Origin of the sequence: Stenotrophomonas rhizophila (assembly GCF_007667275.1) — a bacterium.
Classification (GTDB): Bacteria; Pseudomonadota; Gammaproteobacteria; order Xanthomonadales; family Xanthomonadaceae; genus Stenotrophomonas; species Stenotrophomonas maltophilia_AE.
In genome coordinates this window covers 1,171,595-1,192,251 of the sequence record NZ_VDQT01000001.1, presented here as the reverse complement: position 1 = coordinate 1,192,251, position 20,657 = coordinate 1,171,595, and the positions used below count along the sequence as shown (strand labels likewise).

General features: G+C 68.5%; 17 protein-coding genes. 6 read left to right on the top strand and 11 right to left on the bottom strand.

The genetic code is table 11. The annotated features are described in order from the left end of the window. The first annotated feature begins 48 nt into the window (after positions 1–48). From FSZ13_RS05135 to FSZ13_RS05110, 6 genes are all read left to right on the top strand, one after another. Positions 49–3,111 (top strand): TonB-dependent receptor, encoded by a 3,063-nt coding sequence (locus FSZ13_RS05135; RefSeq protein ID WP_186308837.1) that lies wholly within the window; start codon positions 49–51, stop codon positions 3,109–3,111. Positions 3,112–3,191: 80 nt separating this feature from the next. Next, positions 3,192–4,565 (top strand): hypothetical protein, encoded by a 1,374-nt coding sequence (locus tag FSZ13_RS05130; protein ID WP_145478305.1) that lies wholly within the window; start codon positions 3,192–3,194, stop codon positions 4,563–4,565. 94 nt (positions 4,566–4,659) lie between these two features. Then, positions 4,660–5,094, top strand: coding sequence for a pyridoxamine 5'-phosphate oxidase family protein (locus FSZ13_RS05125; RefSeq protein WP_145478304.1), 435 nt, complete (start codon positions 4,660–4,662; stop codon positions 5,092–5,094). Positions 5,095–5,103: 9 nt separating this feature from the next. Beyond that, positions 5,104–5,832: a DUF72 domain-containing protein gene (locus FSZ13_RS05120; RefSeq protein WP_145478303.1), complete on the top strand. Its 729-nt coding sequence runs from the start codon at positions 5,104–5,106 to the stop codon at positions 5,830–5,832. Then, the gene (locus FSZ13_RS05115; RefSeq protein WP_145478302.1) at positions 5,825–6,553 is read left to right on the top strand and encodes a DNA-formamidopyrimidine glycosylase family protein; all 729 of its coding nucleotides are present in this window, start codon (positions 5,825–5,827) and stop codon (positions 6,551–6,553) included. Before FSZ13_RS05120 ends, FSZ13_RS05115 begins: the two co-directional genes overlap by 8 nt. A 63-nt stretch (positions 6,554–6,616) precedes the next feature. Continuing rightward, positions 6,617–7,897, top strand: a complete 1,281-nt coding sequence (locus FSZ13_RS05110) for an MFS transporter (RefSeq protein ID WP_145478301.1) — start codon at positions 6,617–6,619, stop codon at positions 7,895–7,897. A 12-nt stretch (positions 7,898–7,909) separates the two neighbouring features. Here the strand turns inward: FSZ13_RS05110 and FSZ13_RS05105 are convergent, their stop codons facing one another. The 11 genes from FSZ13_RS05105 to mqo form a co-directional block, all read right to left on the bottom strand. After that, positions 7,910–8,629, bottom strand: a complete 720-nt coding sequence (locus FSZ13_RS05105) for a GntR family transcriptional regulator (RefSeq protein WP_145478300.1) — start codon at positions 8,627–8,629, stop codon at positions 7,910–7,912. Between the two features lie 63 nt (positions 8,630–8,692). Next, entirely contained in the window at positions 8,693–10,048 is a 1,356-nt protein-coding gene (locus FSZ13_RS05100) for an SLC13 family permease (RefSeq protein WP_145478299.1), read from the bottom strand. Between the two features lie 85 nt (positions 10,049–10,133). Further along, positions 10,134–11,054: a malonate decarboxylase subunit epsilon gene (mdcH, locus tag FSZ13_RS05095; RefSeq protein WP_145478298.1), complete on the bottom strand. Its 921-nt coding sequence runs from the start codon at positions 11,052–11,054 to the stop codon at positions 10,134–10,136. Next, positions 11,051–11,905 (bottom strand): triphosphoribosyl-dephospho-CoA synthase MdcB, encoded by an 855-nt coding sequence (mdcB, locus tag FSZ13_RS05090; RefSeq protein ID WP_145478297.1) that lies wholly within the window; start codon positions 11,903–11,905, stop codon positions 11,051–11,053. The genes mdcH and mdcB overlap by 4 nt, the downstream gene beginning before the upstream one ends. After that, positions 11,902–12,540 (bottom strand): malonate decarboxylase holo-[acyl-carrier-protein] synthase, encoded by a 639-nt coding sequence (gene mdcG, locus FSZ13_RS05085; protein WP_145478296.1) that lies wholly within the window; start codon positions 12,538–12,540, stop codon positions 11,902–11,904. The genes mdcB and mdcG overlap by 4 nt, the downstream gene beginning before the upstream one ends. Beyond that, the gene (mdcE, locus tag FSZ13_RS05080) at positions 12,533–13,243 is read right to left on the bottom strand and encodes a biotin-independent malonate decarboxylase subunit gamma (protein ID WP_145478295.1); all 711 of its coding nucleotides are present in this window, start codon (positions 13,241–13,243) and stop codon (positions 12,533–12,535) included. The genes mdcG and mdcE overlap by 8 nt, the downstream gene beginning before the upstream one ends. Next, positions 13,240–14,148 (bottom strand): biotin-independent malonate decarboxylase subunit beta, encoded by a 909-nt coding sequence (locus tag FSZ13_RS05075; protein ID WP_145478294.1) that lies wholly within the window; start codon positions 14,146–14,148, stop codon positions 13,240–13,242. The genes mdcE and FSZ13_RS05075 overlap by 4 nt, the downstream gene beginning before the upstream one ends. Then, positions 14,145–14,465, bottom strand: coding sequence for a malonate decarboxylase acyl carrier protein (gene mdcC / locus FSZ13_RS05070; RefSeq protein WP_145478293.1), 321 nt, complete (start codon positions 14,463–14,465; stop codon positions 14,145–14,147). The genes FSZ13_RS05075 and mdcC overlap by 4 nt, the downstream gene beginning before the upstream one ends. A gap of 11 nt (positions 14,466–14,476) precedes the next feature. After that, positions 14,477–16,120, bottom strand: coding sequence for a malonate decarboxylase subunit alpha (gene mdcA, locus FSZ13_RS05065; RefSeq protein WP_145478292.1), 1,644 nt, complete (start codon positions 16,118–16,120; stop codon positions 14,477–14,479). Between the two features lie 162 nt (positions 16,121–16,282). Further along, a complete protein-coding gene (locus FSZ13_RS05060) occupies positions 16,283–18,475 on the bottom strand; it encodes a TonB-dependent siderophore receptor (protein ID WP_145478291.1) in 2,193 nt (730 codons plus the stop codon). Positions 18,476–18,797: 322 nt separating this feature from the next. Next, positions 18,798–20,558, bottom strand: coding sequence for a malate dehydrogenase (quinone) (gene mqo, locus FSZ13_RS05055; protein WP_260844084.1), 1,761 nt, complete (start codon positions 20,556–20,558; stop codon positions 18,798–18,800). Positions 20,559–20,657: the final 99 nt, after the last annotated feature.

Here is a 20,657-nt window from a genome sequence, read left to right as displayed (position 1 = left end):
CCCTCGTAGTTGGGGAAAGCCACCGCCATTCCCTCACTGGATCCCACGATGCGCCGCACTCTGTTCCTTTCGATCGCCCTTGCACTGCAGGTCACTGCAACCGCCACTGCTGCCGAACCCACCCGTGTCGCCGCCGAGGCCATTGCCTCGCAGCCCCTGGACCAGGCGCTCAACGCGCTTTCGCGGCAGACCGGCCTGCAGTTCGTCTACAGCGCGCAGGCCGCGGGCAACCCGCGCACGCCGGCGGTGCCCGCCGGCCTGTCGGCCGAGGCCGCGCTGGGCCGGCTGCTCGCTGGCACCGGGCTGCGTTACCGCTACCTCAACGCGAGCACGGTCACCATCGAGTCCGACAGCGCCGCAGGCGTCCCGACCAGCGCCCGGATCGCGCCGGGCAGCGGCAATGAGCGCGCCGAAGCGTCGCTGCCGGCGGCAACGGCGGACGCCTCGGCAGGCGTGGCCGCGCAGAACCTGGAAACCATCCAGGTCAGCGGCAGCTACAGCCGCAGCCTGGAACAGGCGGTGGACATCAAGCGCAGCACGGTGGGCTTCTCCGATTCGATCGTCGCCACCGACGTGGCCGACTTTCCCGAACAGAACCTGGCCGAAGCCCTGCAGCGCGTCCCGGGCGTGACCATCGAACGCAGCAAGGGCCTGGGAACCAAGGTCAACGTGCGCGGGTTGCCGTCCGAATACACCCATGTGTCGATCAACGACCTCGCCACCGCGTCGGGAAGTGGCGGCCGCGACGTCGAATTCGACATGTTCGCCTCGGAGATCATCCAGCAGGTCACCGTGCAGAAGTCGCCGACCGCCGCGGACGAAGAAGGCGGCATCGCCGGCTCGGTGAAGATCAGCACCGCGCGCCCGTTCGACTACAAGGACCGCAAGCTGGTGCTGTCGGCCGAAGGCGCGCACAACAGCATTTCCGAGGAAGTGGACCCGCGCTTCGCGTTCCTGGCGGCCGACACCTGGGGCGACTGGGGCGGCCTGGTCTCCTACTCGCAGAGCAAGCGCACCAACCGCACCGATTCGACCTCGGGAATCAATTTCCGCCCGATGTCGCGCTTCCTGGGCGCCTCCGGCACCCGTGGCACGCAGGCGCAGGCGGTGCTGGCCCGCGACGCGGGGGTCAACATCACCAACCGCAACAACACCGATGAGACCAACCTGGTGGTGTTCCAGGACAAGGTGGGCGACCGCGTCTACCTCAACGAACAGGACAAGTGGGGTGCCACCGCGTCGCTGCAGTACAAGCCGAGCAGCACCTTCAGCCTGACCTTCGACGCGATGCTGGGCGGCTACGATTCGACCGAAGACGAGTACGACGCGGCGGCCTATTCGGCCTCCAGCCGCAGCACGCTCGATACGATCCACGCCTACGACGCCACCACCCTGTCCGAGTACGGCATGGTGGTGCTGCGCGACGTCTCCTATACCGCCACCCAGCACGAGATGCTGAGCAAGGAGCGGATCAACGAGACCGACTACAGCCAGTACAGCGTTGCGCTCGACTGGAAGGGCCAGGACTGGTACGTGGACGCGATGGCCGGCTACTCCGGCGCCGAAAAGACCTCCGACTATTCCAACCTCAAGCACGTGGCCTACGCGCCGTCGCGCACCCGCTGGACCGGGCGCAGCGGCGAGACCGTGCCGAGCACCCCGGGCAGCTTCGACATGTACAACGCCTCGGTCAAGTATCTGTTCGAAGCCTATGAAACCACGCTGGAGAAGGTGGACGACGACAAGTACGCCGCCCAGGTCAACGTGACCCGCATGCTGGAGCTGGCCTTCCTGCCGGCGCTGCGCGATGTGAAGTTCGGCGCGCGCTACACCGACCGCTCCAAGCAGCGCCAGTACGGCGAGCTGAAAATCACCGGACCGACCGCCGGCAGCAGCGCCTGGGTGAATACCCGCACCCTGGCCGACAGCCCGCTGCAGTCGATCGGTGACATCGTTCCCGGTGGCGACTACACCATCAAGGACCTGGACTGGCAGCAGGTCTCCAACGATTACGCGCGCCGCGCGTTCCGCTACGACGGCTTCCATACGCCCTTCGACGCAGGCCAGTTCTACCAGGTCGATGAGAAGGTCACCAGCATGTATGCGATGGCCGACTTCGCCTTCGATATCGGCCAGGTCCCGGTCAATATCAATGCGGGTGCCCGTTACGTGGACACCAGCGTGACCTCGTTCGGCTACCACCCGATCCAGCGCCCGGACGGCAGCACCGGCTACACCGACACCCCGGTGTCCAGGGATGGCAGCTACGACGACCTGCTGCCCAGCTTCAACATGACCGCTGAACTGGCCCAAGGGCTGCTGCTGCGTGCGGCGGCCGCAAAGACCATGATGCGCCCGGCACTGACCGACGTCGCCTACAAGCGCACCGCCAGCTGGGGCTCGTACCGCTTCACCGACGGCAACCCGGAATTGAAGCCCACCTATGCCAAGCAGTGGGAAGCGGGCCTGGAAAAGTACCTGGACAACGGCGCGCTGTTCGCCGCGTCCTACTTCCGCAAGAACATCGACGGCGTGGTGATCAACTCGCTAACCGGCGTGGTCGAGGACGTGGCGGTGTACAACGCCAACGGCACGCTGAACGGCATCTTCGACTTCGACGTCTACCAGCCGGTCAATGCCAAGGGGTCCTACCAGGTGGACGGGGTGGAGCTGGTCGCACAGCTGCCGCTGGGCATGTTCACGCCGGTGCTGGAAGGCTTCGGCGTGAACGCCAACTACACCGTGTTGGACAGCTCGCTGGCCGGTGAATCGGACCTGGGCATCCGCACCCCGATGCCGGGCCTGTCGGAGAAGACCTGGAACTTCACCGCCTACTACGAGAACGAACGTTTCGACGCCCGCGTGTCCTACAACCACAAGGACGAGTACGTGGAATCGATCGGCTACGACATGTACCCGATCTGGCGCGATGCGTACGGCCAGATGGACGTGTCGATCGGCTACCGGATCACCGACAACATCAAGGTCAGCCTCAAGGGCATCAACCTGACCAACGAGATCACCAGCGGCTACACCATGGATCCGTCGTTCCCGACCATGTACGAAGCGTCGGGCCGCCGCATCAGCCTGGGCCTGCGCGCCGACTTCTGATCCCGCCGGCGGGCGTGCCCGCTGCTTCACCCGCCCACCTGCTGCCCGCGCAGCAGGCGGGCGACATGCAAGGAATCCCCATGCACAGACTTTTCCTTCCAGCGGTGCTCGCGCTGTTGTCGGCGCCTGCTGCCGCGTCGACGGCCGACAGCGAACAGGGCCGCGACTGGCTGCCCGGCGACCACCACGTCCACAGCGAATGGAGCGTGGACTGGGACCACGGCACCACCCCGCCGACCCCGATCCGCGGCGGCGATTCGTCCTACACGCGCAGCCACAACGCGCAGCGGGCGCAGCACTTCGGGCTGCGCTGGATGGTGCACACCGACCATGGCGGTCCCGGCCACTCGGCGGTCACCCGCGACCACGCCTATCCGGCGCTGATCGAGGCACGCCGCGACGTACCCGGGCTGATCCAGTTCAACGGCATGGAATTCGACGTGCCGGCGGGCGAGCATGCCACGTTGATCATCGCGCCGGGTCCGCTCGAGCGTGAGCAGCTGGTCACCCTCGAACGCGACTACAGCCGCAGCGAGCCGCTGCAGGGCAGCCGCGACACCCAGCAGCAGATGCTGGACGCACTGGACCACATGCGCAGCCTGGCGCCGCTGCCGGTGCTGCTGATCAACCACCCGTCGCGCACGGCGACCGGGGCAGGGCAGTGGGGCGCGGTCACGCCGGACGAGTTGAACGCCTGGCACGCGGCGGCGCCGCAGGTGCTGGTCGGGATGGAGGGCGCGCCGGGCCACCAGGCCACGCGCAGCGAGCGCGGGCTGTACCGCAATGCCGCGGCGCCCACCCGCGGCGGCTTCGACCAGATGACCACCGAAGTCGGCGGCGTGTGGGACCGGATGCTCGCCGCCGGCACCCGCTTCTGGATCACCGCCAGCTCCGATTCGCACGTGAACGTGCGCGATGGCGGCAGCGATTTCGACCCGGGTGAGTACAGCAAAACTTACGTGTGGGCGCGTCCGGACGCGGGCGACATCCTGGCCGGGGTGCGCGGCGGGCGCATGTTCGCGGTCACCGGCGACCTGATCGACCGGCTCGAACTGACCGTGCAGGCCGTCGACGGCAGGGGCAGCGTGGGGCGGATGGGCGACGCGGTGCCGCTGGCGCCCGGCACGCCGATGCGCGTGCAGCTGCGCGTGCGGCAGCCGCCTGCGGCCAATGCCGCCGGCCAGCACCCGCGGCTGCGGCAACTGCAGCTGATCGTCGGCAGCGGCCCTGCGCAGGCGCCGCAGATGCAGACCCGCCGCTTTACCGCCACCGACTGGAAGCAGGACGGCGCCTGGTACCAAGTGGCGTGGGAACTGCCGGCACCGGCCAACGGCGGTTTCGTGCGCGCGCGGGGCAGCAACACCGACGAGCCGACGCCACTGGAGGACGTCAAGGGCGAAGATCCCTGGCAGGACCTGTGGTTCCATTCCAACCCGGTGTTCATCACGCGCTGAGATGGCGGCCGTGAATGCCGCGCCAGCACGCCTGCACGGCCCGGTCACGGGCGCTTGCCGACTCTGGTGGCAGACCCCTGCCACCGGAGCGCCGATGACCACGCTGACCCTGCACGACCTGGCCAAGAAAATGGCCGGCATCGACTTCACCATGCTGCAGACCTTCGCCGACAACGGCGAGATCGCCGGTCGCCCGATGAGCAACAATGGCGATGTCGACTATGACGGCGACAGCTGGTTCTTCTCGCTGGACAGCACCGACATGGTGCGTGAACTGCAGGCCGAACCCAAGGTGGCGCTCAGCTTCACCGGCAGCAAGGGCCTGCTCGGCAAGCCGCCGCTGTTCGTGTTCGTGCAGGGCAAGGCGCGCATCGTCCGCGACAAGGAGGTGATGCGCGAACACTGGCAGAAGAGCCTGGAGCGCTGGTTCGAGCAGGGCGTGGACACCCCCGGCCTGGTCCTGATCCACGTCCACGCCCACCGCATCCATTACTGGGACGGCGAAGACCAGGGCGAGATCCAGGTCTGACCTGGGGCCATGCCTGCTGCCCGCGCCCCGCAGATCGGTTGTGCAGGTTGGTCCATTCCAACCCGCCATGCCGATCTGTTCGGCCCGGGTGAAAGCATGCTGGCGCGATACGCCACCCGCTTTGCGGTGGTGGAAATCAATTCCTCGTTCTACCGGCCGCACAAGCCCGCCACCTACGAGCGGTGGGCGGCCAGCGTGCCCGCCGGTTTCCGGTTCTCGGTAAAGATCCCGCGCACGATCTCGCATGACTCGGGGCTGGTCGGGGCAGGGCCCCTGCTTGACCGTTTCCTCGGTGAGGCCGGCGCGCTCGGCGCCAGGCTCGGCGGCCTGCTGCTGCAGTTGCCACCGTCGCTCGAACTGGACGCCCGCCGGGCTTCCAGCTTCTTCCGTGCCCTGCGCAGGCGCAGCACCGTGCCCCTGGTCTGCGAACCGCGCCATGCCAGCTGGTTCACCGACGCTGCGGATGCCCTGCTCCAGCGGTATGACGTTTCGCGGGCGGGTGCCGATCCGGCGCGCGTTCCTGCCGCGGCGCACCCCGGCGGCGCACCGGCGTGGCACTACTGGCGCTGGCACGGCACACCGCGCGTCTACTACAGCGATTACGACGATGCCGCATTGAACGCGCTCGCCGCAGAGGTGCAGCGGGTGCGCGGCCCGCGCTGGGTGATCTTCGACAACACCGCGCATGGCTTCGCCGTGGCCAATGCCGCGCGGCTGCAGGAGCTGCTGCGTGCCTGAAGGTCCTTCCATCGTCATCCTGCGCGAAGCGGCAGCGAAGTTCCGCGGCAAAACGGTGCGCCGCGCGATCGGCAACAGCAGCCTGGACCTGACCCGCATGGAAGGCCGGCGGGTGAAGGCGCTGCGCAGCTGGGGCAAGCATTTCCTGATCGAATTCAGCGGCTTCAGCCTGCGCGTGCACATGCTGATGTTCGGCAGCTACCGCATCGACGAGCGCAAGCCCTCGCCACCACGGGTGTCGCTGCAGTTCGACAACGGCGAACTCAACATCTACGCCTCCTCGCTGAAATACGTCGAAGGTCCGCTGGACGCCAGCTACGACTGGCGCACCGACGTGATGAACGATGCCTGGGATCCGCGCCTTGCCCGGCGACGCCTGAAGCAGGAGCCGGACACCCTGGTCTGCGATGCATTGCTGGACCAGGACCTGTTCGCCGGGGTCGGCAACATCATCAAGAACGAAGTGCTGTTCCGCCAGCGCGTACATCCCGAGTCGAAGGTGGGCGACCTGCCGCCGCGCGTGCTCGGCAAGGTGATCGCAGATGCGCGCGAATACAGTTTCAGATTCCTTGAATGGAAGCGTGCCTTCGAGCTGAAGAAGCACTGGCAGATCCATACCAGGCGGACCTGCCCGAACTGCGGTGGACCGGTATCGAAGACCTATCCAGGCAAGAGCAGGCGGCGGACCCTCTTCTGCCCGAACTGCCAGGTCCGCTACTGAGGTCCGCACGCCCTGCACATCGGCTGCGGTAGGGTGACGGCCTGACCATGTCCTGGGCGACGCATGACGGCACCTCCCCCTTCGCCAACCCTGCCGGCGGCGACCCGCACCCGCTCCATGATCGTGGCGGGCCTGTCCACGGTGGTGGAGTGGTATGACTTCACCCTGTACCTGTACCTGGCCACGGTGCTGTCGCGGGTGTTCTTCGGCGGGGGCGACGATGCGCTGCTGGTGACCCTGGCCGGGTTCGCGGTGTCCTACCTGATGCGGCCGCTCGGCGCGCTGTGTTTCGGGCACCTGGGCGACCGCTTCGGTCGGCGCTACATGCTGCTCGCCTCGATGGCGCTGATGACCGCGGCGATGCTGGCCACCGCGCTGCTCCCGACCCATGCCACCGCCGGCGCGACGGCGGGCGTGCTGTTGCTGCTGCTGCGCTGCGTGATGGCGTTTTCCGTCGGTGGCGAATACACCGGCGTGGTGGCGTACCTGCTGGAAACGGCACCGCTGAAACGGCGCGGCCTGATCACCTCGCTGGCCTCGGCGGCGAGCGAGGTCGGCGCGCTGCTGGCGGTGGCGTTGTCCGCGCTCACCGTGGCGCTGCTCAGTACCGCGCAGCTGGATGGCTGGGGCTGGCGCATCCCGTTCTTCGTCGGCGCGGCCCTGGCTGGCGGCATCCTGCTGGCGCGCTCGACCATGCATGAATCGCCGGAGTTCGAGCGCCAGCAGCGCGCCGGCACGGTGCCGCGCTCGCCGATCCGCGACACCTGGCGCTTCCATCGCGGCGCGGTGGCGCGCACCTTCGCTATCTCGGCGCTGGGGTCGATCACGTACTACGTCGGTATCACCTATGTGCCGGCGTTCCTGGGCTCGGCGGGCGGGATGGCCGAAGGCGAAGCGCTGTGGCTGTCCACGCTGGCAGCGGTGGCGGTGATCGTGGCCACGCCCCTGGCCGGCGCCTTGTCCGATCGGATCGGGCGCAAGCCGGTGCTGATCGGCCTGGCGGTGCTGTCGGCGGTGCTGCCGTTGAGCCTGTTCGCGTGGATGGCCGGCGGCAGCACCGGCGTGATCGCCGCAGCCGCGGTGGCCTTGGCCTGCCTGGCCGGTGGGGTCAGCGCGGTGGCGGCACCGGCCACCGCCGAACAGTTCCCCGGCGAAGGCCGGCTGAGCGGGCTGGCGCTGGGGGTGACCATGGCCACCGCGTTCTTCGGCGGCGCCACGCCGCTGCTGGCCGAACTGCTGGTGCGCCACACCGGCTGGGCTGCCGCCCCGGGCGCGATGATCGCGGTGGTGGCGCTGCTGGTCCTGCCGGTGCTGTGGGGCCTGCGCGAAACCCGCCCCACCTGATGCCCCGGGCGGTTACAGACCGCCTTCGGTCGGCAGCGGGGCCGGCACGTTCAACAAGCCGCCCGCCGCCACGTACGCGGCCAGCGCCTGGCCTTGGCTGAGCAGGTGCTTCTCCATGGTGCGCTCGGCCCCGTGTGCGTCGCGGCGGCGGAAGCAGTCCATCAACGCACGGTGCTCGGAAAGCGACTGCGCGGTGCGTCCCGGGGTGAGCAGCTGCCGCCCGCGGTGCATCTTAAGGATGCGGTGCAGGTCGTGGGTGATGCGGATCAGCCACGGGTTGCCGGCGTAATGCTGCACGGTTTCATGGATCAGGTAGTTGTTGCGGTAGTAGTCGGCGATGTTGCCGTCCGCCGCTGCCGCTTCCATCGCCGCGTGCAGGGTTTCCAGCCGCGCGATGCCGTCATCGTCGATGTGGGTGACCGCCTCGTGCGCGCAGCGGCCTTCCAGCATCGCCATCACCGGGAACAGCTGGTTGAGGTCTTCCAGGGTCAGCCGGGTGACGCGGGCACCGCGCCCGGCGTCGATCTGCACCAGGCCCTCGGCCGCCAGCAGCTTCAGCGCTTCGCGCAGCGGCGTGCGGCTGATCCCCAGTTCCTCGCACAGTGCCGGTTCGTCGATCCACTCGCCCGGCGGCAGCCGGTAGTCGTAGATCTGCTCGCGCACGCGTTCGGCCACCTCTTCGTAAAGAGGGGCACGCTTCTTCGGAGAACGCGGGGCAGGGGCAATAGCCATGAGTAGATTGTAGACGGTCGTCACCGGTAGCGCCGGCCATTGGCCGGCACCCCGGTCATCCCATTACATCCAGCCAGGCACCACGAACAGCAGCCAGGCCAGCAGCGGTCCGAACACGACGACCAGCCCGCTGTACACCAGGAACCGCCGGAACAGCGATTCGCGTTCTTCCTTCGCCGCCGACGCCACCACCAGCGCGCCGTTGGTCGAGAACGGGCTGACGTCCACGATGGTGGAGGACACCGCCAGCGCGCAGATCACCCCGGCCGCGCCCAGGTGCCCCTGCAGCAGGAACGGCACCGCCAGCGGAATGGTCGCGCCCAGCACCGCTGCCGACGAGGCGAAGGCCGAGACGATGCCGCCCACGTAGCACACCAGCAGCGCCCCCAGCAGCGGAATGCCGATGTTGGACACGCCGTTGCCGATGAAGTCCACCGAACCGGCCTTCTCCAGCACACCCACGTAGGTGACCACGCCGCAGATCAGCAGCACGGTCGACCAGCTGATGCCATCCACCGCACCCTTCTGGCTCTTCGGCGACAGCAACGCCAGCGCCACCGCCACGGTGATCGATACCAGGCCCACATTGAGGTTGTAGATCAGCGCGGCGATCCCGAGGCCGAGCAGGCCGACCAGGGTGAACAGACGCTCGCGGGTGACGCCGACCGCCTCGAGCGCATCGGGATCGTTCGACAGCGTGCCGCCGCCGGCCGAGACCAGCGCGCCGTGGCCCTCGATCGCGAACTGCCGCGACGAGGCCTGCGGGCCTCCGGCCAGGGCAGGTTCGCCACCGCCAACGGTCACCGCACCACGACGCATCAGCGCAATGCCGCCGAAGGCGAAGAAGCAGATCGTCGCCATCATGAAGTTGAAGCCCAGGCTGGTCAGGAACACCGCCATTTCGGTGACTTCAAGCCCGGCCTTCTGCACCACGCCGTTGGTGATGCTGCCGTACACGCTGATCGGCGAGAAGCCGCCGGCCTGCGCGCCGTGGATCACCAGCAGCCCCATCATCAATGGATTGATGTTGTACTGCTTGGCGAAACGCAGCGCGACCGGGCCGATGATCGCCACGGCTGCCGGGCCCAGTGCACCGAAGGCGGTGAGCACCGCGGTGACCACGAACATCACCCAAGGGATGGCCACGATGCGCCCGCGCACCGCGCGTACCGCCCAGTGCACCAGCAGGTCGATGGTGCCGTTCTTCTGGGCGATGGCGAACAGGTAGGTGATGCCGACCAGGGTCAGGAACAGGTCGCCGGGGAACCCGCCGAGCACTTCCTTGCCTTCCATGCCGACGAAGATGCCGCCGATGATGAAAGCCAGCGCGAAGGCCACCGCGCCCATGTTGATGGGTAATGCGGTGGCGATGATGAACATGATCACCAGACCGATGATCGTTGCAATTTGTGGACTCATGCGCCCTCCCAGACACGTGATGCAGCTGTTGCACGGATGGAAACCCGCCATCCCCGGGCTGACGCTTGCAGGTGGAGCCAACCGCTCATCGCACGCGGTCCAGGGCGCCGTGCACCCAGTCCGCCGCACCGTCCAGGTGCTGGAATTCTTCGACCGCGCGGACCTCGCAGCACGGGTAGTCGGCCGCGACCATGCGCGCCAGCGCCGTGCCGGGCCCCAGTTGCAGGAACACGCGTGCGCCACGCTCGAACAGCTGGCGCATCACCTGGGCCCACTCGATGGTCTGCGCCAGCTGCGCCGACAGCGTGTGCACCACCGCGGCGCGATCGCGCACCGGGCGCGCATCGATGCCGGCCAGCACCGGCAGGCGCGGCACCTGCAGCGGCGCCTGCGCCAGCACCCGTGCAAAGCTCTCGGCCGCGCTGGCCAGCAGCGGCGTATGCGCGGGCACGTGCACCGGCAGTGGGCGTACCTCTGCGCGCAGGGCACGCGCGGCCCCGGCCAGTGCCTGCAGTCGTTCGCCGCTGCCGCCGACGATGAAATGGTCCGCGCCGTTGGCGATGGCGATGTACACCCCATGGGCCTGGCACAACGCCTGCAGCGGTGCGCGCTGCAGGCCGAGCACGGCCTGCAGGCCGGCATCGCGCGGGCTGGCATTGTCCATGCGCTGCGCCCGCTGCGCGGCCAGGTCCAGGCAGGTGGCCGGCCCCATGCTGCCGGCCACGCAGTGTGCGGCGACTTCGCCAATGCTGTAGCCGGCGACCAGGGTCGGCACCGGCAGGCGCTCGCGCAGCGCCAGCCAATGGCCCACGCTGGCCGCGCACAGCAGGGGCTGCGCCTGCGCGTTGTCGAATCGATCATCCGCCGCGGCGGCGTCCACCGGATCGCGATCCAGCACGCGCCGGCAGGCATCGAGCACCTCGCGCGCGGCTGGCACATCGCGCAGCCGGTCGAACATCGCCGGGTGCTGCGCGCCTTGCCCGGGGCAGAGCAGGGCCAGGCTCACATCGCCTCCTGCCGTAACAGGAACCAGCTGCACGCCAGCAGGTCGGCGCTGCCGCCCGGGCTGAGCCGACGGGCCACGAAGGCAGCGCTGAGCCGCTGCAGGTGCACGCGCCAGTCCGGTGCGAATGCACCGCCGTGGGCGAGGAAGGCGGCGGCCTGGGCGCGGGCCCAGCGCAGGCCGTCGGCGCCACCACGGTGCAGCAGGTTCACATCCTCCAGCTCTGCCACCAGCGTCATCAGGGTGTGGCACAGCGCCGCCTCGCGCGGCAATCCTGCCGCCAGCGCATCGCGCAGGGCAGGCAATGCGTGCGTGCGCAGCACCGGGTAGCCGGCAGCGGCCAGCTCACGCACACCGGCAACGCCATGCCGCGCCCGGGCGCGCTGGCCGGGACTGTCCGGATCGAGCGGCGCGGCCTGCAGCGCGTCCGCCCAGCCCTGCACGGCCAGGCAGACCTGCTCGCCACGCGGCGCAGCGTCCACACGCCTGCAGGCGGCTGCGGCGGCGACCAGCAGTCCAAGATTGAAGATCGCACCGCGGTGGGTATTGATGCCGCCGGTCGCGCGCAGCATGGCGGCTTCGGCGTCCATGCCGTGCGCGCGCAGCCGGGCGAACGGCGCCGCGTCCGCACCGGCCTGCGCGATGTCGCGATAGTAATGGCGCAGCGCGAACAGGCTGCGCAGGAACGTAGCAGCATCCATGTCCGCATGGCTGCCCGCATCGAACGGTGTCACCAGCCCGGGCTTGGGCGCCAGCGCCAGTTCTGCATGCAGGCTGGCAATGGCCAGCCTGCCCAACCGGGCGACCACCGCACGCGGCACCGGCACAGCCTTCGCCTGCAGCACCGCGCTCATGCACGCGCCCCTTCGAACAAGTGGTCGCGCGCCGCGAGCATCGCGCCATCCACCCGCTTCACCAGCACCTCCCGCGCGGCGCCGCCGTATTCGCGCCAGTTCACCGCCGCACCGTCGGGCAGGCACAGCTCGCCGTCCACCCGCCGTCCGAACGTGCGTTCCCACGCCTTCAGCTGCGCCACCAGGTGTGCGGCAGCGTCGGCCTCACCGACCTCCCACAACAGGTCCACATCCGAGCGCTCATGCACATAGGCCAGTCCGGTCAGCGCCTGCCAGGCGAACGCACCGAACACCCGCGCCGGCGCGATCGCCAGCAGCGCCTGCAACGGCAGCCGCCACGCCGGCGGCAGGTCCGTCCTTTCCACCAGCCCGGCCAGTGCCGGCGGCGGCGCCTGCCGCGCGATGTCGTGCAGCGGCACCCGCAGTGCCAGCCGTTGCTTGCCCTCGGCGGGGGGAAGGGGAACGCCGAGGCGCACGCGCGGGTCGGGATCATCGGCGGCGCGGCGCGCCACCACGGCCGGCCAGCCACGCGCGAACCACTCCGCCAGGCGGCTGTCGTGCGCGGCCACGTCGGCCCGCCAGTCGGCGTGCGCCGACAGCCAGGCCAGCGTGTGGCGGGCGGGCCGGTCAGGCATCGCCGGCGGCGACCTGGGCAGCCACGCGTGCGGCCAGGGTGCGGCCACCGCGCTCGGCACCGCGCTGCGCGCGGCGGTCGCCATCGGCGGGCGCGCGCAGCGCCTGCAGCAGGTGGGCGGCGAGGTCGCCGTTCCACACTGATTCCACCGCGCCCATGGCGACGTAGTTTTCAACCCCCGGTGCGAACACCGGCGAGCTCTGGCTGAGCGCCTGCAGTTTCTCCAGTGGCTGCTTGGTCACCCGCGCCATCGCGCGCAGGTCCATCACCCGCACCTGCGCATCGGGCAGCGCATGGATGTGGTCGGCCATCAGTCCGAACGAGAGGAAGCCGCCGCTCACCGACTCGCCGTACACCAGCGTGACCAGGCGCGCGCCGCGGCGGCGCGCCAGGTCCAACGACTGGGCGAGGTGGGCGAAGTAGCCGTTGATTCCGAGCAGCTCGTCGCGGCGTGCCAGGCGCTGCCCGGCGGTGTCGACCAGCATTACGATGGGGCGCTGCGGGGTGGCCGTGGTGCTGGCCAGCACGGTCTCGGCCAGCACCAGCGCATGGTCCACGCCGACTTCGAGCTTGTCGGCGGTGCCGATCACGGTGACCTCGCCGTCGTCGGTGTGGGCCGTGCCGGTCAGCACGGCATCGGACACGGTGATGGCGTGGCCGCGCGGGAACAGGGCGTCGAGCAGGTCGCTGAGCGGCGCGGTCATGGCAGGCTCCGTTGCGCGGTGGCGGCGAGGAAATCAGCGGTGTCCAGCAACGGCAGCCGCTGCGGCTCTTGAATACCCATCTGCGCCCAGATTTCCAGCCCGTCGCGGCACCCGCTCCACGCCTGGGCGCGGGCCTTCAGCGCTGCGTGGCGAGCCTGCAGGGCCGTCAGTGCGCGCTCGGTGTCGTCGCCGTCGGTGTCCGGCTGCAGCGCATCGAACGCGGCCTCGGCGAAGGCGTCGATCGCGTCGGGCACCAGCACCTGCGCCTGGTCGATCAGGTAGCGGTGCTTGCCGCCGGTGACCCGCCACACCAGTGCACGGTCGCGCGCGTCGAACTCTTCCACCCCGCGCACGGTTTCGATCACCTCCGGGCCGGACAGCGACAGCCGACCTTCCTCGGACATGATCACGGTGGTACAGCAGCGCGCCACGATGCCCATGCCGCCGAACGCACCGTTGCCGCTGCCGATCAGCGCCAGCACCGGAATTCCGGCCGCACGGACGGCGAGGGTGGCGCGCATGATTTCGGAAATGGCGATCAACCCGGCGTTGGCTTCGTGCAGGCGCACGCCGCCGGTGTCGAGCAGCAGCAGCACGCCGTCGGCGCCGGTGCGGGCGGCACGCTGCAGCAGGCCGGTGAGCTTGGCGCCGTGCACTTCACCGACGCCGCCGCCCATGAACTGGCCCTGCTGCGCGGCCACAAGGACGCGCTTGCCGCGCAGGCGACCTTCGCCGACGACGATGCCGTCGTCGAACGCGGCCGGCTGGTCCAGCTGCGCCAGGTGCGGGCTGATCGCGCGCTGTGCAGGGCCAAGCAGTTCGCGGAAGCTGCCGGTGTCGAGCAGCCCGGCGATGCGCTCGCGTGCGTCGGCTTCGTAGTAGCTGTGGCGGCGGGCGGTGCTCATGCGTTGCCTCCGGCGCGCAGGCTTTCCACCGCCTGGTCCAGGCGCAGGCTGACCACGGCCGGGGTGGCGCCGGCGTCGTTGATCGAGACCTGCACATCGCACAGCGGGTGGCGGCGGGCGAAATCGCCGATCACCGCTTCCCAGATCGTGCCGAAACCGCGCGCGGCGGTGATGATGCGCACCGCCATGGCGCCGTCCAGTGCGGCCGGTTCCAGCAGGATCTCCAGGTTGCCCGAGGCCAGCACGCCGACCAGCACCGCGTCGGTGGGGAAGCGGACGTGTTCGGTGCCGTTGAATCGATAGTCGAGGGTTTCCATGTCCGGTTCCCTTACCAGTTGCGGAAGCGCTTGGGCGGGTCGTACAGGCCGCCGGACCAGCGCACGAGGTCCTTCACCGACCGCGCGGCGAGCAGGTCGCGGCTGGCGTCGCGCATGTGGATGCCGAGGTCGTCGGGACGCTGGATCACGCCACGGTCGCGCAGGTTCTCGACCATGGCGCGGTCGCGTCCCAGGCCGACGGTGGTGTAGCCGGCCACGCCGCGGATCGCCTGTTCGCGCTCCTCGGGGCTTCGGCACAGCAGCAGGTTGGCGATGCCTTCCTCGGTGAGCACGTGGCTGACGTCGTCGCCGTAGATCATCACCGGTGGCAGCGGCATGGCGGCGCGCTCTGCCAGCTCCCAGGCATCCAGGCGGTCGACGAAGGCCGGGGCCATGTGTTCGCGGAATGTCTCCACCATCTGCACCACCAGCTTGCGTCCGCGCGGCATGTCGCCAGGGCGCGCGGCCTGCTGGCCGGCCTTGAGCCAGGCCGGGCTGGCGTGGCGGCGGCCGCGTGCATCCGAGCCCATGTTCGGGGCGCCGCCGAAGCCGGCGATGCGGTCGCGGGTGGCAGTGGAGCTGTTGCCCTGCAGGTCGATCTGCAGGGTGGAGCCGATGAACATGTCGCAGGCGTACAGCCCGGCGGTCTGCGAGAAGGCGCGGTTGGAACGCATGGTGCCGTCGGCGCCGGTGAAGAACACATCGCTGCGTGCGGCGATGTACTGCTCCATGCCCAGCTCGGAGCCGAACGAGTGCACCGATTTGACGAAGCCCGATTCGATCGCCGGAATCAGTGCCGGGTGCGGGTTGAGCGCCCAGTGCTGGCCGATCTTTCCTTTCAGGCCCAAGGATTCGGCGTAGGTGGGCAGCAGCAGTTCGATCGCGGCGGTGTCGAAGCCGATGCCGTGGTTGAGCCGGTTGACCCCGTACTCGGCGTAGATGCCTTTGATTGCCATCATCGCCATCAGCACCTGGATCTCGGAGATCTGCGCCGGGTCGCGGGTGAACAGCGGTTCGATGTGGTTCGGGCGCGGGGCCTGCACCACGAAGTTGACCCAGTCCGCGGGAATGTCGACACGCGGCAGGGTGTCGACGATCTCGTTGACCTGGGCGATGACGATGCCGCCGCCGAAGGCGGTGGCTTCGACGATCACCGGGGTGTCTTCGGTATTGGGGCCGGTGTAGAGGTTGCCGTGGCGGTCGGCGGCCTGCGCGGCCACCAGCGCGACCTGGGGGGTCAGGTCGATGAAGTAGCGGCCGAAAAGTTCCAGGTAGGTGTGGATGGCGCCGATCTGGATGCGCCCTTCGGCGACCAGGTTGGCCAGCCGCACTGATTGCGGGCCGGAGAAGGAGAAATCCAGCTTCGAGGCGATGCCGCGTTCGAACACGTCCAGGTGCGAGGGCAGCGAGAGCACCGACTGCACCATGTGCAGGTCGTGGACGCGGGCCGGGTCGAGCTCGGCCAGGCATTGGGCGAGGAAGTCGGCCTGCTTCTGGTTGTTGCCTTCCAGGCAGACCTTGTCGCCGGGTTCGAGCAGCGCGTGCAGCAGGTCGCCGACGTCCCCGGCGGCAACGCTGCGGCCGTGCGCGAAGGGGGCGGCCCGTTCAAGCCGGGCGTGGCGACCGCGTTGCCGGGTGTCCCAGGTGGGGGTCATGGCGGGGTTCCGAAGGGCGTTTCGGTAATTACGCCATAATTACGAAACCGGTTGCAACCCGCACCGCAACAAAAAAGGGCCCGCCTGACGGCGGACCCTGTTTTTGCGTCGTGCGGATATCGCTACCGTTCCGGACGTTTCCGGACCTTTCCCCGCCCCGGGTCAGAACTTCCAGCGCAGGCTGGCCGAAACAAACCGCGGCTCGCCGTAGTTGTTGTAATCCAGGTTCGCCCAGTAGGTCTTGTCCAAGGCGTTGCGCACGTTCAGCGAGGCGGTCCAGCTGTCGTTGATGGCGTAGTTGGCGTGCAGGTTGACCAGCATGTAGGCCGGCTGCTTCACGGTGCGGGTGCCACCCAGCGGGTAGGGGATGTTGTAGCCCTCCACTTCGCTCTGCCAGGAGAAACCGCCACCGACGGTCAGCCTGTCGAGCACGCCGGGCAGCCGTACGCTGGTGTTCAGCTGCAGCAGGTCTTCGGGCGGGTTGGCGTAGAGCATGTCGGTGGGAGCGCGGGTCACCTTGACGTGGGTGAAGCCGGCATTGACGGTCCAGCCCGGCATCACTTCGCCGTTGATGTCCATTTCCCAGCCACGCGCCTTGGTGCCGTTGACGCCGATGTAGGCGGAGCTGCCGTCGCTGAGCGAGTTGTCGGGCACGCTCATGTCGCGCACGGCGTAGTTGTCCTGCTTGGCTTCGAACAAGGCGGCGTTGGCGGTCAGGCGGCCGTCGAACCACTGGGTCTTGACGCCGGCTTCGAGGTTGGAACCCTGCACCGGGGCCAGCAGGTTTTCGTTGCGGTCCTTGAAGTTCTGCGGGTTGAAGATTTCGGTGTAGCTGGCGTAGGCGGACACGTTCGGGGTGATGTCGTAGACCAGGCCGACATAGGGGGTAACTTCGTCGCTGACCTTGTAGGCGCCGCTGGTGGCGGTATAGGCGCCGGCGGCGTTGTAGGCGCGGGTCAGGGTCTCCCAGCGGCTGAGGCGGGCGCCCGCGATCAGCGACAGCGGGTCGGCCAGGCGCAGGCGGGTGGCGAGGTAGAAGCCGCTCTGGGTGGTGTGGGCGACGCGGCGGGCGCCGGTGCGGGTATAGGTGACTTCGGAGATGTCGCCGTTCCAGCCATACACGTTGGGGATGTAGTAGCAGCGCTCGGTGCCGCAGCGTGCCCAGTCGGTGGGGTAGCTCAGGGCGATGGTGTTGGTGGTGCTTTCCAGGTCGGCCCACTGTGCGCCGACGGTGAGGTCGTGGTCGCGGCCGAACAGGGGGAAGGTGCCGCTGAGGTAGGCGTCGACGTTGCGGCGGGTGTCTTCGGAGTCGCCGGCGGCGGCGCGCAGGAAGATGCCGGCGCCGGTGACGGGGTCGGGGTTGCCGGTGCCGTACAGGCGGACGTTCTGGACGTTGCCGCGGGTGTAGGCGGTGTTGATCTTGAGCAGCCAGTTTTCGCCGAAGCGCTGTTCGAGGTTGGCGAAGGCGGTGCTGGTTTCGCGCTGCCAGTAGCTCCACTTGGGCGAGAGGTTGGTTTCGCGCGGGAGGTGGGCAAAATTGCCCTGGCTGTCGAAGAACGGGACGGTGCCCCAGGTGGAGCCGACCGGGTTGTTGTCCTGGGTCTGGTAGCCGACGCTCAGGGTGGTGCTGTCGGTGAGGTCGCCTTCGAGGACGGCCATGCCGGCCATCTTGTCTTCCTTGTAGCGGTCGTAATACAGCTCGCGGTCGGTGTAGGCGGCGACGACGCGGCTGCGGAAGCGGCCGTCGGCGGTCAGCGGGGCGTTGACGTCGGCTTCCATGCGGCGGAAGTCCCAGCTGCCGGCGCTGACGGCGAAGGAGGCGTCGAAGTCCTTGCCGGGGCGCTTGCGCAGCAGGTTGACGGTGGCGGAGGGAATGCCGGCGCCGCTGAGCAGGCCGTTGGCGCCGCGGATGACTTCGATGCGGTCGTAGAAGGCGGTGTCGTATTCCTGGTTGGTGGAGCCGCTGTAGGTGGGGATGCCGTCGACCTGGAAGTCGGTGATGGCGAAGCCGCGCGCGTAGTACAGGGGGCGCTGGGTGTCGTAGAAGGAGACGCTGACGCCGGTGACATTGCGCAGGACGTCGTTGATGCTGAACAGCGCTTCGTCCTGCAGGCGGTCGAGGCCCAGGACGGTGGAGGACTGGGGCGTTTCCTGCAGGCTGATCGGCAGGCGGGTGGTGCTGGACGGGGCGCGCTGGGTGCTGACCACGTTCACTTTGTCCAGGGTCTTGGCGTCGTTGGCGGCGTCGAGGCTGTCGGCGAGGGCCAGCGGCGAGGCCAGCGACAGCGCGGCAAGCAGTGCCACGCCCAGCGGGGCACGGCGGACGGAAGCGGGGGGCACGGAACGGAAGGACATACGCGGTCTCAGCGGCAGGTGGGGGTGCACAACGGGACGCAAATGTAAATCGTTCGTATTCTAATTACAATAATTTAACGCGGGGGTGGAGCGGTGGCGTCTCCTTGCTGTCGCGAGGGCGGGCGGGTCGGTGTGGGGTAGCGGGGCACGCGTGAATCCATCCATGGAGCTCTTCGCAGCTCCTGCTGCTCAAGGCCCCGCTACCCCACACCGACCCGCCCGCCCGACACACTCCGATGGCGGCAGGGAAAGCAAAAAAAAAACCGGCCGAAGCCGGTTTTTTGTAGAGCGGGGCTCTGCCCCGCTGCCCTTCGCTGCATGCTTACAACGCCTGCAACTCCTCATCCTTATTACGCTTCTCCACCGGCGCTGCCGGGGGCGGGGTCATCATCACCGCCGGGCTGGTCTCGGCCGGCACGTCCAGGAACGGCAGGCGCAGGGTGTCGCTGGTCTGGCGGCGGATCTCGTTGGTCAGCGCGGCGCTGTCGTTGAGCTTGCGCCCATAGGACGGCACGATTTCCTTCAGGCGCGCTTCCCAGCCGGCGGCCATCTGCTCGGGGAAGGCTTTCTTGAGCAGGTCGAGCATGATCGGCGGCGAGGTCGAGGCGCCGGGGGAGGCGCCGAGCAGGGCGGCCAGGGTGTGGTCCTGGTCGGTGACGATCTCGGTGCCGAACTGCAGCACCGCGCCCTTTTCCGGGTCGCGCTTGATGATCTGCACACGCTGGCCGGCGGTGACCAGGGTCCAGTCTTCACGCTTGGCGGTGGGGAAGTACTTGACCAGTTCGGCCTGGCGGTCGTCGTCGTTGAGGCGGGCCTGGCCCATCAGGTACTTCACCAGGTCCAGGTTTTCCAGGCCCACGTCGAGCATGCCGGCGACGTTGTTGTGGTTGACCGAGGAATACAGGTCGAACCACGAGCCGTGCTTGAGGAACTTGGTGCTGTACAGGGCGAACGGCCCGAACAGGACCACCGGCTTGCCGTCGAGCTTGCGCGCGTCCAGGTGCGGCACGGACATCGGCGGGGAGCCGGTTTCGGCCATGCCGTAGGCCTTGACGCTGTGGCGGTTGGCGATTTCCGGGGCCTGGAAGGCAAGGAACTGGCCACCGACCGGGAAGCCGGCGTAGTTCTTCGATTCGGGAATGCCCGAGAGCTGCAGCAGCTTGAGTGCGGCGCCACCAGCGCCGATGAAGACGAAGCGCGACTTGAGGGTGGATTCGGTGCCGGCCTTGAGGTCCTTGACGGTGACGTTCCAGGTCTTGTCATCGTTCTGGCGCAGGGCGCGGACTTCGTGTTCCAGGTGCAGGCTGAAGTTCGGGTTGCGCTGCAGGCCGGCGGTGAGCTGGCGGGTGATCACGCCGAAATTGACGTCGGTGCCCAGCGGCATCCAGGTCGCGGCGACCTTCTGGTTCGGGTCGCGGCCCTCCATCAGCAGCGGTGCCCAGGCTTTGATCTGCGCGGGGTCTTCGGAGTACTGCATGCCGTAGAACAGCGGGTTGCGGACCAGCGCCTGCTGGCGCTTGTGCAGGTAGGCGATGTTGTCATCGCCCCAGACGAAGCTCATGTGCGGGGTGGGGTTGATGAAGTCCGACGGCTGGCTCAGGCGGCCTTCCTTGACCTGGTGCGACCAGAACTGGCGCGAGATCTCGAACTGCTCGGCAATGCCGACCGCGCGCTTGGTCTCGATGCTGCCGTCCGGCAGTTCCGGGGTGTAGTTGAGTTCGGCGAACGCCGAATGGCCGGTGCCGGCGTTGTTCCAGCCGTCCGAGCTTTCCAGGGCCACGCCGTCCAGGCGTTCGAACACCTGGATGTTCCAGTCCGGCTGCAGTTCCTGCAGGAAGGTGGCCAGGGTGATGCTCATGATGCCGCCGCCAACCAGCACGACGTCGACCGGCTTGTCATTCGCGGCTGCCGGGACCGAGCGCTGGTGCAGCGGCCAGAACAGGAACAGGGCCGCTGCGATCAGCAGCAGGGCGAACAGGGCGAGGAGGGTCTTGGCAACCGTGCGGCGCCGGCGCGGCTTGGCGGGGCCGGCTGCGGAACGTTGCGCTGCGACGTCCGACGTCGTTCCAGACGGTGTCGTCATGGGAGTTCTCTTCTTTGGTGAGATGGGGGCAGGATGACGACGCTTCGGGGAAGAAACGTGAAGAAACAAGCTCTTGGCGCATCCAGACCCCGATTTTAG

Coding starts and splice junctions, on each gene's coding strand:
- FSZ13_RS05135 (WP_186308837.1), top strand. CDS start 49: ATGCGCCGCACTCTGTTCCTTTCGATCGCCCTTGCACTGCAGGTCACT.
- FSZ13_RS05130 (WP_145478305.1), top strand. CDS start 3,192: ATGCACAGACTTTTCCTTCCAGCGGTGCTCGCGCTGTTGTCGGCGCCT.
- FSZ13_RS05125 (WP_145478304.1), top strand. CDS start 4,660: ATGACCACGCTGACCCTGCACGACCTGGCCAAGAAAATGGCCGGCATC.
- FSZ13_RS05120 (WP_145478303.1), top strand. CDS start 5,104: ATGCCTGCTGCCCGCGCCCCGCAGATCGGTTGTGCAGGTTGGTCCATT.
- FSZ13_RS05110 (WP_145478301.1), top strand. CDS start 6,617: ATGACGGCACCTCCCCCTTCGCCAACCCTGCCGGCGGCGACCCGCACC.
- FSZ13_RS05105 (WP_145478300.1), bottom strand. CDS start 8,629: ATGGCTATTGCCCCTGCCCCGCGTTCTCCGAAGAAGCGTGCCCCTCTT.
- FSZ13_RS05100 (WP_145478299.1), bottom strand. CDS start 10,048: ATGAGTCCACAAATTGCAACGATCATCGGTCTGGTGATCATGTTCATC.
- mdcB (WP_145478297.1), bottom strand. CDS start 11,905: ATGAGCGCGGTGCTGCAGGCGAAGGCTGTGCCGGTGCCGCGTGCGGTG.
- mdcG (WP_145478296.1), bottom strand. CDS start 12,540: ATGCCTGACCGGCCCGCCCGCCACACGCTGGCCTGGCTGTCGGCGCAC.
- mdcE (WP_145478295.1), bottom strand. CDS start 13,243: ATGACCGCGCCGCTCAGCGACCTGCTCGACGCCCTGTTCCCGCGCGGC.
- FSZ13_RS05075 (WP_145478294.1), bottom strand. CDS start 14,148: ATGAGCACCGCCCGCCGCCACAGCTACTACGAAGCCGACGCACGCGAG.
- mdcC (WP_145478293.1), bottom strand. CDS start 14,465: ATGGAAACCCTCGACTATCGATTCAACGGCACCGAACACGTCCGCTTC.
- mdcA (WP_145478292.1), bottom strand. CDS start 16,120: ATGACCCCCACCTGGGACACCCGGCAACGCGGTCGCCACGCCCGGCTT.
- FSZ13_RS05060 (WP_145478291.1), bottom strand. CDS start 18,475: ATGTCCTTCCGTTCCGTGCCCCCCGCTTCCGTCCGCCGTGCCCCGCTG.
- mqo (WP_260844084.1), bottom strand. CDS start 20,558: ATGACGACACCGTCTGGAACGACGTCGGACGTCGCAGCGCAACGTTCC.